This window comes from Scandinavium sp., from assembly GCF_032012665.1.
Lineage (GTDB): Bacteria > Pseudomonadota > Gammaproteobacteria > Enterobacterales > Enterobacteriaceae > Scandinavium.
In genome coordinates, this window is record NZ_DALZVG010000006.1 from 89,118 (window position 1) to 102,098 (window position 12,981).

Consider the following 12,981-nt stretch of genomic DNA (forward strand, 5'->3'; position numbering starts at 1 on the left):
TTAAGCACATTCATTCATAAGGGAAACAAACATGGACTTCATTAACGATCGGTTTATGATCAACAATGAAGTCGGTGTTCGGCTTTATAAAGAAGTAGCTTCGCAATTGCCGATCGTCGACTATCATTGCCATCTTGACGCAAAAGAAATTTATGAAAATAAAGAAATAAAAGATATTACACAGCTTTGGCTTTCCGGCGACCATTATAAATGGCGCGCGATGCGGGCGAATGGTGTGGATGAACGTTTTATTACAGGTGATGCTACCTCAGAAGAGAAATTTAAAGCATGGGCTGAAACCGTTGAATCGGCGTTTGGCAATCCGCTTTATCACTGGACCCATCTGGAACTGAGTAAATATTTTTCCTGTCATCTTCTTCTGGATAGCAGTAACTGGCGTGAGGTGATGGAACATTGCAATCGACTGTTAAAAACGGAGGCATTCAGACCACGGAGTTTAATTACGCGCTCGAATGTAGAAGTGATTTGTACAACAGATGCGCCCCTGGACTCACTGGAATATCATCGTCTGCTTCAAAAAGATAATTCCTTTAGCACAAAAGTATTACCGACATTTCGACCAGACGACATTTTTGAAGAATCATCGGCAGTATTTTCTGCCTTTGTGGATAAACTGGCTGCGTTAACCCATGTAAAGATAGCGTCATTTGCTGATTTTGATAAAGCCATTGCGCAGCGAATTGAGTGGTTCCATCAGTCCGGCTGTCGTATCTCCGATCACGGCCCCGTTAATATCACTTATTGCAGCGCTACACCTGAATGTATTGCCAGTCTGTTTACAAGAAAATGCGCTGGGGAAGAACTCACCGGGCATGAGCATGCACAGTTAAATAGTGCGATGTTTGTCATGTTATCTGCGCATTACAAAAAATACCGCTGGGCGATGCAAATTCATTTCGGCGCGCTTCGGAATAATAATAGTGACATGTACAGCAAGCTCGGAATCAACACGGGGTTCGATTCCATTAGCGATCAAAACGGACTGGCCTTGAATCTGAATCAGTTGCTTAACGCAATGAACCAGCATGCAGGCCTGCCAAAAACGATTATCTACAACCTTAACGCCAGCTACAACGATGTGGTGGCGACGACTATCGCCAACTTCCAGTCAGCCGAAGATGGGATTAAGTCCCCCATTCAGTTTGGTTCAGGCTGGTGGTTTAACGATACGCGAAGAGGTATGGAGAACCAGTTAACTTGTCTGGCGGACCAGGGATTACTAATGCACTTTGTGGGAATGCTGACGGATTCGCGCAGCCTTGTTTCATATCCGCGACATGATTATTTCCGTCGAATATTGTGCAACTTAATAGGCGAGTGGGTTCAGCGGGGCGAGGTCCCTGATAATAATAATATCCTGACCCGAATGGTTAAAAATATTTGCCACGATAACGCCTGTAACTACTTCAAATTTTAAAAATCTTCTCGTAAGAGGATAGAACATGGCTCGTACCTTTAAAAAAATAACAATACCTGTCAGCATCGGTTATGGTCTGACAGATATTATGGGCGGCGGTGCGTTTACCGTTATCGGTGCATGGTTATTATTTTACTACACCACTTTTGTTGGCCTCTCTCCCATGGAGGCCGCATCCATTGTGGCTATTGCCAGAGTCGTGGATGCAATAGTCAGTTTGTTTATGGGGAGTTTTACCGATCATTTTTATAAAAATGCGCTGGGTAAACGATTTGGTCGCCGCCGCTTCTTCTTGCTGATTGGGGCGCCGTTGATGCTGGTCTATATACTGCTCTGGGTAAATGGAATGAACTTCTGGTTCTACCTCGCCGTTTACCTTGCGTTTGAAGTGATTGCCGCCATGGTTTTAATTCCATGGGAAACGCTTCCTTCGGAAATGACTAAGGACTTCAACTCGCGGACCAAACTTTCAACGTGCCGGATGTTCCTTTCGGCGTCAGGAACGTTTTTGGCAACCTTTATTCCAGGACTGCTGATCGGTCATTTTGGTGAACAGGATCCTGACGCATACTTTATTAATGGTGTGGTATTCGCCGTGCTGTTTATGGTTTGCGTATTTATCTCCTGGAAGGTGACATGGGAGCGGGAACTGACGCCTGAAATGCTCGCGGAAATGGAAAAGGAGACAGCGCCACGTTCACTGAATGAAAAAATTGCCACCGTAGGGAATCTCTTCAGGGAATATTTATCAACCTTAAAGGTGAGGGCGTTTCGTAAACATCTGGCAATCTATCTGTTCTCCTTTACCGCAAAGGATGTTTATAACACCGTCTTTGTCTTCTTTTGTGTGTACTGCCTGAATGTCTCTTCATCGCTTTCGGGAACATTGCTGTCAATGAGTATTGTGGGGCTGCCGGTGACGTTACTGGCGGGCGTCGCCATCATTAAGTTCGGACCGTCCCGACTGTACGTTTTTGCCTATACCACGATGCTATTGTGTCTGGCGGGTCTCTTTATGGTTTATCAGTTCCCGCCTGATAACAAAGTGACAGTACTCCTTTGCCTTGCCGCTGTTTATCAGATTGGGCGTTGCGTTCTTGAGTTTACCCCCTGGAACGTCTTCCCGTTTATTCCCGATATTGACGAGATGATCACCCGGCAGCGTCGTGAGGGATTGTTTGCCGCAGTCATGACCTTCTCACGTAAGACGACGGTAGCCATCGCGACGTTTGTCGTTGGCGTGATGCTGCAAAGCGGCGGGTTTGTGAAAGGCAGTCTGGTCCAGCCTCAGGAAGCGATCTCCACCATTGCTGCAATGCTGTTCATCGGTACGGGAGGGCTATTGATCATAGCTCTGTGGCAGGCATGCACATTCCATCTTAACAAGCGCACACACAAGATTTTCGTCGACGAAGTGGAGCGGCTGAAGGCTCGCGGGCTGAAGAGCGACGTCAGCGACGAGACCCGTCAGGTCGTTGAAGATTTAACAGGCTACAGCTATGACGCGCTATGGCTTGAAAACGACACTGCGATGCGGGCAGGCAACCGGAAGACAGCATCCGTTACATCAGCTCACTGACGCAATGACGTCGTGATTACAGGAAACCTACAAAATGAAAAGCATAGTCATTCGTCAACCTGATGAATTAGTGATTGAAGAGCGCACACTGCCGACTCCGGCTGCTGGTGAGGTGAGGGTAAAAGTGAAGCTGGCGGGGATTTGTGGCTCCGACAGTCATATCTACCGCGGCCACAACCCGTTTGCGAAATACCCACGCGTGATTGGTCACGAATTTTTTGGCGTCATCGACGCGGTTGGCGAAGGGATAAGCGACGCCCGCCTGGGCGAGCGAGTCAGCGTCGACCCGGTCATCAGCTGCGGCCACTGTTACCCGTGTTCGGTCGGCAAACCGAACGTCTGTACTTCGCTTGTGGTGCTGGGCGTGCATCGGGACGGTGGGTTCAGTGAGTACGCCGTCGTGCCCGCAAAGAACGCCTGGCCGATTCCGGACGCTATTCAGGACAAGCACGCGGTCATGGTGGAACCATTCACCATCGCAGCGAACGTGACCGGGCAAGCAAAACCGACGCCGCAGGACGTAGCGCTGGTTTATGGCGCCGGGCCGATGGGGCTGGTGACCGTCCAGGCATTGAAGGGCGTCTATAAGGTCAGCCAGGTGATTGTCGTCGATCGTATTACGGAGCGCCTCGCGATGGCTGAGCAAAGCGGCGCGGACTGGGCGATCAACAATGCAGATCGGTCGTTACAGGTGGAGCTTGAGGCAAAAGGTATCAAGCCAACGCTGATTATCGACGCGGCCTGTCATCCGTCGATTTTGCAGGAGGCCGTGAACCTGGCTTCTCCGGCAGGGCGAATCGTGCTGATGGGCTTCTCTGGAGAACCTTCCCAGGTGGCGCAGCAGGGGATCACCGGCAAAGAGCTGACGGTCTACTCCTCGCGCCTCAACGCCAACAAGTTCCCGGTGGTTATCGACTGGCTGGAGAAAGGGCTTATAGACCCGGACAAGCTGGTTACCCACGTCATGGATTACCGACAGGTCGGTGAGGCCATCGGGGTGTTTGAAAAAGACCAGAAGCGTTGCTGCAAGGTGCTCTTGACCTTTGCAGAATAATTAAAACAGAGAGCGAGTGAGCCGTACGCCTCTTACTTTCGAGAACAACACTATGACGCAACATCAACCTGTACGAAGCACGAAAGATTTAACCCGCGCCGCGGTCTCCGGCTGGCTAGGCACCGCGCTGGAGTTCATGGATTTTCAACTCTATTCGCTTGGGGCTGCGCTGGTTTTCCATGAAATATTTTTCCCGGAGCAGTCGGCGGCGATGGCGCTGATTCTGGCGATGGGCACCTACGGCGCGGGCTACATTGCCCGCATCATCGGAGCCTTTATCTTCGGCAAAATGGGTGACAGGATCGGGCGCAAAAAGGTGCTGTTTATCACCATCACCATGATGGGGATCTGCACCACGCTTATCGGCGTGCTGCCGACTTACGCACAGATTGGTATTTTCGCGCCGGTGCTGCTGGTGACGCTGCGCATCATTCAGGGGCTGGGAGCCGGGGCCGAAATTTCCGGTGCGGGCACCATGCTGGCTGAGTACGCGCCGAAAGGTAAACGCGGGATTATCTCCTCGCTGGTGGCGATGGGTACTAACTGCGGTACGCTCAGCGCCACGGCCATCTGGGCATTGATGTTCTTCGTACTCGATCGCGAGTCGCTGGTGGCCTGGGGCTGGCGCGTGCCGTTCCTGGCAAGCGTAGTGGTGATGATTTTCGCTATCTGGCTGCGATTGAATCTCAAAGAGAGCCCGGTGTTTGAGAAAGTCAGCGAGAGCGGGGCCGTAGCAAACCAGAGTCAGCATGAGGAAAACACGCTTGGCGCGATGTTCCGCAGCAAAACCTTCTGGCTGGCGACAGGGCTGCGTTTCGGGCAGGCGGGTAACTCAGGATTGATTCAGACGTTCCTTGCGGGGTATCTGGTACAAACCCTGGTGTTTGATAAGGCGATTCCCACCGACGCCCTGATGATAAGTTCAGTCATTGGCTTTATCACCATCCCGCTGCTGGGCTGGCTTTCGGACAAATATGGCCGCCGCCTGCCGTACATCATTCTCAATATCTCGGCCATCATTCTGGCTTATCCGATGCTGGCGCTTATCGTCGACAAGAGCCACGCGCCGGGCGTCATCATGACCAGCCTGATTGTTATCCATAACGTGGCGGTGCTGGGCCTGTTTGCGCTGGAAAATATCACCATGGCGGAAATGTTTGGCTCGCGAAATCGCTTTACCCGGATGGCCATTGCCAAAGAGGCGGGTGGGCTGGTGGCCGTTGGATTCGGTCCGTTGCTGGCGGGGATTTTCTGCAACCTGACCGGAAGCTGGTGGCCGATGGTCGCGATGATTATCTGCTACTCGCTGATAGGCCTGATTTCTGCTGCGCTGATGCCAGAAGTGCGCGATCGCGATTTGAGTCTGTTGCAGGATGCTGCGGAGCAAGCGCCTGAACGCACTGCGGTGCCGTATGGGCAAACAGTGAACCGCTAGTACAACTTTACTGAGGTTAATGATATGGCGAACATAGACAATATTTCGTATCAGACGAGTAACGTGTCGACAATCCGCCGTGTTGCAACGGCATCGGCGATCGGTACGGCGGCAGAGTATTATGACTTTTTCGCTTACGGCACCGCAGCAGTCCTGTTTTTCGGCCACCTGTTTTTCCCAAGCAGCGATCCGCTGATTAGCACGCTGGCAGCATTTGCTACCTATGCCGTAGGGTTCCTTGCCCGGCCACTGGGTGGCATCGTATTCGGGCATATTGGCGATAAAGTCGGGCGCAAAAAAGCGCTGGTGATCACCATTCTCATCGTCGGCCTCGGGACGTTCTGCATCGGGCTGTTACCCACTTATGAGAAAATTGGTTTTTGGGCTCCCGCTTTGCTTATTTTCATTCGCGTGCTGCAAGGTTTTGGCGTAGGGGGCGAACAGGCTGGCGCAGTGTTAATGACCGCCGAATATGCCGAGCCGTCGCGGCGGGGATTCTATGCCAGCTGGGTACAGATTGGGGCACCGACAGGTTTTCTTTTGCCGATGGCGCTGTTTGCCATCCTGAATATGACCCTGACCAGTACAGAGATGATGGATTACGGCTGGCGCATTCCTTTTCTGCTGAGTGCGGTGCTGGTGTTTGTCGGGCTGTTTATCCGTCTGAAAATTGATGAATCGCCGGTCTTTGCCCAGATCCGCGATACCAAAGCGGCAGAATCGCGTCCGGTGGTGGAGGTTATACGCGACTATCCGGGGCTGGTGGTGAAGGGGGTCAGCGCCAAACTCATCGAAGCCTGCACTTTTGCGATGTTCACGGTGATCGTGCTTGCCTATGGAAAGGCGAACCAGCTCAATGCCACCTGGCTGATGGATGCAATGATCGTGGCCGTTTTACTGGAAATTGTCGCGATCCCCGCAATGGGCGCGCTAAGCGACCGTATCGGGCGAAAACCTGTTTACATCACCGGGGCAATCATTCAGGTCCTGGCGATCGTCCCGTTCTTTCTGGCGATTAATCAGGACAGCTTCTGGCTGACGCAGCTGGCGATGATTCTGGTGATCACCTTCGGCCACAGCATGTGTTATGCCCCTCAGGCCTCCTGGTTCCCGGAGCTGTTTCCAACCCATATTCGCTGTAGCGGTATCGCACTTATCTGGCAACTGGGGTCGCTGATTGGCAGCGGCATTCTGGGGCTGGTCGCGGTGAAAATCCTGCAGGCGACGGGCGGACATTACTACGGAATGGCTACCTACGTAATTGTGCTCGGCGCCGTTTCCCTGGTGGGGCTGGCGCTGATGCCGGAAACCGCACCGCTTAAAAGGAAGGCAGAATATCAACACTGGGGAGAAAAGTAGCTAATCGTTTTGCGGGGCAGGTCGCATTTGCCTGCTCTGCAACTCCCTTCTTGTATGGCAGTTGATGAAAATCAAAGATGTCATACCAATTGCATGAGATGGTCTACAGCCTAAAGTTCGACGACCTCTCACAACAATGAGCCTCATGATGACTAATAACCTGTTGAAAGCTAAAGCGTCACTCCCGAACTACGACCGTACAAAGCTGGTCTCCCGCATCGTTCACCTCGGCTTCGGCGCATTCCATCGCGCGCACCAGGCCGTTTATACCGATATTCTTGCCCAGGAGCACGGCAGCGACTGGGGCTACACCGAAGTTAACCTGATTGGCGGCGAGCAGCAGATTGCTGACCTGAAACGTCAGGACAACCTCTATACCGTGGCGGAAATGTCCGCCGATGCCTGGACCGCTCGCGTAGTTGGCGTAGTGAAAGACGCGCTGCACGCCCAGGTTGATGGTCTGGAAGCGGTTTTTGCAAAACTGTGCGAGCCGCAGGTGGCGATCGTTTCGTTAACCATCACCGAAAAAGGCTACTGCCATAATCCTGCCACGGGTGAGCTGAACCTCGATCACCCGATGATCGCCGCCGATCTGCAAAACCCACACCAGCCAACGTCCGCACCTGGCGTGGTGGTGGAAGCGCTGGCTCGCCGTAAAGCGGCTGGCCTGGCACCGTTCAGCGTGATGTCCTGTGACAATATGCCGGAAAACGGCCATGTGCTTGGCAACGTGGTACGCGCCTATGCCCGCGCGCTGGATGCAGATCTGGCCGCATGGATTGAAAAGCACGTCACCTTCCCGTCTACCATGGTGGACCGTATTGTGCCTGCCGTTACGCCAGATACGCTGGATAAAATCGAATCCATCACCGGCGTGCGCGATCCGGCTGGTGTGGCCTGTGAGCCATTCCGTCAGTGGGTGATTGAAGACAACTTCGTGGCGGGACGTCCGCAGTGGGAAAAAGCAGGCGCGGAACTGGTGGACGACGTCATCCCGTTTGAGGAAATGAAGCTGCGCATGCTGAACGGAAGTCACTCCTTCCTTGCATACCTCGGCTATCTGGCCGGTTATCAGCACATTAACGAATGCATGGAAGATGACAACTACCGCCGTGCTGCTCATGCGCTGATGCTGAAAGAGCAGGCGCCGACGCTGAAAGTGAAAGGGGTGGATCTGGCCCGTTATGCCGACCTGCTTATCGATCGCTACAGCAACCCGGCGCTGCGTCACCGCACGTGGCAGATTGCGATGGACGGCAGCCAGAAATTACCGCAGCGTATGCTCGATTCCGTCCGCTGGCATCTGGTGAAAAATAGCGATTTTTCCCTGCTGGCGCTGGGCGTGGCGGGTTGGATGCGCTACGTTGACGGCACCGACGAGCAAGGCGAAGCCATTGAGGTGTGCGACCCGCTGCTGACCACCATTCAGGCTGCTGTCAATGCCAGCGAGCAGGGCGAGGCTCGTGTGAAGGCGCTGTTGGGCATCGAAGCGATTTTCGGTAAAGAACTGCTGCTGGAAACCCGCTTTGTGCAGCAGGTTACAGAAGCTTATCTCACGCTGCTGGCGAAGGGAGCGAAAGCGACCGTGGCGGAGTTTACTGCGAAGCTGTAATAAAAAATGCCGCCTCATTCGGGGCGGCATTCTCTTTTTTGCCGGGGAGCTATTGCCAGCCCGGCCTGCAAGGCCTGTAGGCTTGCGCAAGCGTAGCGCCGCCAGGCAACGGCATTTCGCAGAACTATTCTTCGCTAAACCAGTCGCGGTTTTCCTGCCGAATCAACAGCACCGACTCGCTGATCTCCTGCAAATGTACGGTCATCGCTTTATCGACTGCATCAACGTCCCGTTTCTCCAGCGCGCTGAAAATGTCCTGATGCTGGCGCAGCAGCATATCCGGGGAGGAGACGTGGTCCAGGCTCATATAGCGCACGCGGTCGATGGCGGCTTTGATATTTTCGATGGTATCCCACGCGAGTTGGCAATCGGCAATTTGCGACAGCCGCTGGTGAAACTCGTCATCAAGCATAAAGAAGTCGTTAATCTGCTGTCTGTCGATGGCAATTCTTTGCTGGTGCAGGTCTTGCTCTAACTGATAGCACTGCGCATCGGTGATGAGCGTGGCCGCGCGGCGCACCACGGCACATTCGATGGCCTGGCGCACAAAACAGCCGTTGCGCACCTGTGAGAGCGAAATTTTGTTCACGTAGCTGCCACGCTGTGGGCGAATCTGAATCAGACCGTTTTCGGCAAGCTTAATAAAGGCTTCACGGACGGGCTGACGCGATACGTTGAACCTGACTGACACTTCTTTCTCAGACAGCGGCGTGCCCGGCGCTATCAGGCAATGCACGATATCCCGGCGCAAAATACGGTAGATTTGCTGGTTAACGGGCTGTGTCGGATTGAGTTGCGATTCTGCGGTCATTGCTCTGTCTTGATCCTGAAAGAAGTGTGTTATTTTACGCTGATTTTAACGCTGCGCCCAGCCCGGCACGTAGCCGGGAGGGCAGAACGGTATCAACCCTGACGGTGGACGCTCAGCCCGGCGTAGGTCTGGCTGACCGGCATCATTTCAAGGGTATTGATGTTGACGTGTTTTGGCAGCGTTGCCACCCACCACACGGCTTCGGACACATCTTCCGCAGACAGCGCATTGGCGTTCTCATAGGTTTTCCCGACTTTTGCATCGTCGCCCTTAAAGCGAACGTTGGAAAACTCGGTGCCGCCTACCAGGCCTGGTTCGATGTCGGTGACGCGAACGGCGGTGCCGTGCAGATCGGTGCGCAAATTCAGGCTGAACTGGCGAACGAACGCTTTGGTCGCGCCGTAAACGTTGCCGCCCGCATATGGCCAGCTGCCGGCAGTTGAGCCGATATTGATGATGTGGCCGGCGTTACGCTCCACCATGCCCGGCAGCACCGCGCGGGTCATGTAGATCAGACCTTTGTTGTTGGTGTCGATCATGGTTTCCCAGTCATCAACGTTCGCTTTTTGCGCAGGCTCCATGCCCAGCGCCAGCCCGGCGTTGTTGACCAGAATATCGATGTTGCGCCAGTCGGCGGGGAGGCCGGAAATCATCTCTTCAATCGCCGCACGGTTGCGGACATCGAGCTGTGCGGTTAACAGGTTATCGCCGAGTTCCTCTTTCAGCTCCTGCAGGCGCTCGTGGCGGCGACCCGTGGCAATCACTTTATGACCATTAGCGATAAAACGGCGGGTGATGCTTTCACCAAACCCGGCGGTGGCTCCGGTAACGAGTACAATCATTCTTCCTGTTCCTCAATGCTTTAACTGAACTCATACCATAGCACGCACCGCTGGCCATCGTTAACGGAACTTTGTTTCCAGTCACATCGTACAGTGAGGGGGGAATCGGCTATTGTATTGACCAGGGAAAAATGCTGAAGAGGAGAGCAGATGAAAATTTTTACCGTTATGAAGGATGGCGCTCTTAAGCCTCAGCAGGGAAGAAGCGTGGTGGCAGAGTTTGAAGACGGCAAAATACTGGAACTGACGGATAGTCAGCAACCTTTGCCTCCGGCCATACCCGACGGTATGACTATCTGGGGAGGGCGGGAACCCTCAGAGCACGCGCCAGCCATAAAACACGCCCAACTTAATATTACTTCCGTGGCCGCCAATGGGATTATCGTCGCGCCGTGCCGTGAAAACGTAATGAGCCCCATAAAAATGGATCTGTTCATTTCTGAAAACAATGGCCATCTGATTCCACTGACAAGTAAAAATGTGGTGATAGAGCTTAACAATGGGAAAACCCTCGAAGTCGTGGAAGACTACGCTAAAAAGGGGCTGCTCATCTGGGGTGGGCGTGAACCCGTATCCGGGCTTACGCTCAACGAAGCAAAGGAGAGAACCGAGTCTCTGGGGATTTACCCTTTAGCGGCCAATATGATTCACGTTTTTGCGTACAGGCTGGGGTAGTTGCTCAGGCCAGTGAAATCATTGCGATTTATCAAGGGGTTGCCTAATCTAAGGAAAATCCTGCGTTCCGGAGTAAGAGATGAGCTCAGAAAACCCGTTTTTGACCGTAAGCCTGCTGCCGTATCAGGCACCGAGATTTGATTTGATTGAGGATCAACACTACCGTCCGGCCTTTGATGAAGGCCTGCGGCGCAAGCGGGCAGAGATTGCTGCCATTGCCGGCAACCCACATACGGCCACTTTCGAAAACACCTTTGAGGCGCTGGAAAAAAGTGGTGAGCTGCTGGAGCGCGTCACATCGGTCTTTTTTGCGATGACCAACGCTCACACGAACGACACGCTCCAGCAGCTTGATGCCCAGTTTTCTGCCGAACTGGCGGAGCTTGCCAACGATATCTATCTGAATGACGTGCTTTTCGCCCGCGTCGAGCAAGTCTGGCAACAGCGTGAAGCGCTGGGTCTGGATGCTGAATCGAAGCGCCTGGTGGAGGTAGTTTATCAACGCTTTATTCTCTCAGGCGCGAAGCTCGGCGCACCGCAAAAAGCGCAGCTGCGTGAGCTGAATACCGAAGCCGCCACCCTCAGCACCCGATTCCACCAGAGCCTGCTGGCTGCGGCCAAATCTGGCGGGCTGGTGCTGGATTATCGCCATCAGTTGGACGGTCTGACGGAGGAAGAAATTTCCGCCGCCGCCAGCGCCGCGGTGGAGAAAGGGCTGAATGACAGATGGTTGATTCCGCTGCTGAACTTCACTCAGCATCCGATGCTCGCGCAGCTTCGCGACCGACAGACCCGTGAAAATCTGTTCAGTGCGGGCTGGATGCGTAACGAGAAGGGCGATCGCAACGATACCCGGGCCCTTATCCTGCGACTGGTGAACGTACGGGCTGCGCAGCCAAAACTGCTTGGTTATCCGGATTATGCAAGCTGGAGCATGGCGGATCAGATGGCGAAAACGCCGGAAGCCGCCTTCAGCTTTATGCGTAAAATTGCCCCTGCAGCTCGTGCCCGGGCGGAGCGTGAACTGGCAGATATTCAGCATATTATCGACGAGCAGCAGGGCGGATTTACCGCTCAGGCCTGGGACTGGACGTACTACGCCGAGCAGGTGCGTCTGGCCCGCTACTCTCTGGACGAAGCCCAAATTAAGCCTTATCTCGAGCTGAACCGCGTGCTGACGGAAGGCGTGTTCTGGGCGGCCTCCACGCTGTTTGGCATCCGTTTTGTCGAGCGCTTTGATATCCCCGTCTACCATCCTGATGTCCGGGTCTGGGAAATTTTTGACGCCAATGGTGAAGGGCTGGCGCTGTTCTACGGCGATTTCTTTGCCCGTGATTCCAAAGGCGGTGGCGCGTGGATGGACAACTTCGTTCAGCAGTCCACGCTGCTGGCACAGCGGCCGGTAATCTACAACGTCTGCAACTATCCAAAGCCGATGCCGGGTCATCCTGCATTGCTGAACTGGGATGATGTCGTCACGCTGTTCCATGAATTCGGCCACACGCTGCACGGTTTGTTCGCCACTCAACGCTATCCTGGCCTTTCCGGGACCCGCACGCCGCGTGACTTTGTGGAGTTCCCCTCACAGATCAATGAGCACTGGGCACGTCATCCGCAGGTGTTTGTGCGCTTCGCCCGTCACTGGCAGACAGGTGAACCGATGCCGGATGCATTACGCGACAGCATGATGCGTGCAGCCACTTTCAATAAGGGCTACGACATGAGCGAACTGGTTATTTCAGCGCTGCTCGACATGCACTGGCATAGCCTGAATACCGACAGCCTTCCCGATGACGTAAACCTGTTCGAACAGCAGGCCATTGAGGCTGAAGGACTCACTATGGCAGCCGTGCCGCCACGCTACCGCAGCAGCTATTTTGCGCATATTTTTGGCGGCGGCTATGCGGCGGGCTACTACGCCTATATCTGGACGCAAATGCTGGCAGATGACGGCTATCAGTGGTTTGTGGAGCAGGGTGGATTAACCCGTGAAAACGGTCAGCGCTTCCGCGAAGGTATTTTGTCGCGCGGAAACAGCAGCGATCTGGAAGCGCTTTACCACAGCTGGCGCGGGCACGATCCACGCCCGGAACCGATGCTGAAAAACCGCGGGCTGAGTGAATAACATCTCATGTTGGCGTAAGCGTTACGTGAAAGACCCTCCGGGGTCTTTTTT

10 protein-coding genes are annotated in these 12,981 nt (G+C 53.9%); 8 read left to right on the plus strand and 2 right to left on the minus strand.

Annotated elements, in window-relative coordinates:
• Window positions 1-31: 31 nt before the first annotated feature.
• From uxaC to RTU33_RS07580, 6 genes are all read left to right on the plus strand, one after another.
• Complete coding sequence (uxaC, locus tag RTU33_RS07555; protein WP_312626386.1) at window positions 32-1,438, plus strand: glucuronate isomerase; 1,407 nt, start codon at window positions 32-34, stop codon at window positions 1,436-1,438.
• 25 nt (window positions 1,439-1,463) lie between these two features.
• Window positions 1,464-3,017, plus strand: a complete 1,554-nt coding sequence (locus tag RTU33_RS07560; protein WP_312626388.1) for an MFS transporter — start codon at window positions 1,464-1,466, stop codon at window positions 3,015-3,017.
• Window positions 3,018-3,051: 34 nt separating this feature from the next.
• Window positions 3,052-4,071, plus strand: a complete 1,020-nt coding sequence (locus RTU33_RS07565; protein ID WP_312626389.1) for a Zn-dependent oxidoreductase — start codon at window positions 3,052-3,054, stop codon at window positions 4,069-4,071.
• Between the two features lie 52 nt (window positions 4,072-4,123).
• Entirely contained in the window at window positions 4,124-5,506 is a 1,383-nt protein-coding gene (locus RTU33_RS07570) for an MFS transporter (RefSeq protein ID WP_312626390.1), read from the plus strand.
• Between the two features lie 24 nt (window positions 5,507-5,530).
• Entirely contained in the window at window positions 5,531-6,865 is a 1,335-nt protein-coding gene (locus tag RTU33_RS07575; RefSeq protein ID WP_312626391.1) for an MFS transporter, read from the plus strand.
• Between the two features lie 148 nt (window positions 6,866-7,013).
• Window positions 7,014-8,477, plus strand: a complete 1,464-nt coding sequence (locus tag RTU33_RS07580; protein WP_312626498.1) for a mannitol dehydrogenase family protein — start codon at window positions 7,014-7,016, stop codon at window positions 8,475-8,477.
• A 124-nt stretch (window positions 8,478-8,601) separates the two neighbouring features.
• On the opposite strand, the gene RTU33_RS07585 is transcribed toward RTU33_RS07580, so the two are convergent.
• Both RTU33_RS07585 and ydfG read right to left on the minus strand, forming a co-directional pair.
• Window positions 8,602-9,288 (minus strand): GntR family transcriptional regulator, encoded by a 687-nt coding sequence (locus RTU33_RS07585; RefSeq protein WP_312626392.1) that lies wholly within the window; start codon window positions 9,286-9,288, stop codon window positions 8,602-8,604.
• Window positions 9,289-9,380: 92 nt separating this feature from the next.
• Window positions 9,381-10,130, minus strand: a complete 750-nt coding sequence (gene ydfG / locus RTU33_RS07590; RefSeq protein ID WP_312626393.1) for a bifunctional NADP-dependent 3-hydroxy acid dehydrogenase/3-hydroxypropionate dehydrogenase YdfG — start codon at window positions 10,128-10,130, stop codon at window positions 9,381-9,383.
• 150 nt (window positions 10,131-10,280) lie between these two features.
• Here ydfG and RTU33_RS07595 point away from each other — a divergent pair, with 150 nt between their 5' ends.
• Window positions 10,281-10,805 (plus strand): hypothetical protein, encoded by a 525-nt coding sequence (locus RTU33_RS07595; RefSeq protein ID WP_312626394.1) that lies wholly within the window; start codon window positions 10,281-10,283, stop codon window positions 10,803-10,805.
• 79 nt (window positions 10,806-10,884) lie between these two features.
• Window positions 10,885-12,930, plus strand: coding sequence for a peptidyl-dipeptidase Dcp (gene dcp / locus RTU33_RS07600; protein WP_312626395.1), 2,046 nt, complete (start codon window positions 10,885-10,887; stop codon window positions 12,928-12,930).
• Window positions 12,931-12,981: the final 51 nt, after the last annotated feature.

Excerpts from the sequence above, each read along its gene's own strand:
- RTU33_RS07585 (WP_312626392.1), bottom strand. The coding sequence starts at position 9,288 with ATGACCGCAGAATCGCAACTCAATCCGACACAGCCCGTTAACCAGCAA.
- dcp (WP_312626395.1), top strand. The coding sequence starts at position 10,885 with ATGAGCTCAGAAAACCCGTTTTTGACCGTAAGCCTGCTGCCGTATCAG.
- ydfG (WP_312626393.1), bottom strand. The coding sequence starts at position 10,130 with ATGATTGTACTCGTTACCGGAGCCACCGCCGGGTTTGGTGAAAGCATC.
- RTU33_RS07570 (WP_312626390.1), top strand. The coding sequence starts at position 4,124 with ATGACGCAACATCAACCTGTACGAAGCACGAAAGATTTAACCCGCGCC.
- RTU33_RS07595 (WP_312626394.1), top strand. The coding sequence starts at position 10,281 with ATGAAAATTTTTACCGTTATGAAGGATGGCGCTCTTAAGCCTCAGCAG.
- RTU33_RS07565 (WP_312626389.1), top strand. The coding sequence starts at position 3,052 with ATGAAAAGCATAGTCATTCGTCAACCTGATGAATTAGTGATTGAAGAG.
- uxaC (WP_312626386.1), top strand. The coding sequence starts at position 32 with ATGGACTTCATTAACGATCGGTTTATGATCAACAATGAAGTCGGTGTT.
- RTU33_RS07560 (WP_312626388.1), top strand. The coding sequence starts at position 1,464 with ATGGCTCGTACCTTTAAAAAAATAACAATACCTGTCAGCATCGGTTAT.
- RTU33_RS07580 (WP_312626498.1), top strand. The coding sequence starts at position 7,014 with ATGACTAATAACCTGTTGAAAGCTAAAGCGTCACTCCCGAACTACGAC.
- RTU33_RS07575 (WP_312626391.1), top strand. The coding sequence starts at position 5,531 with ATGGCGAACATAGACAATATTTCGTATCAGACGAGTAACGTGTCGACA.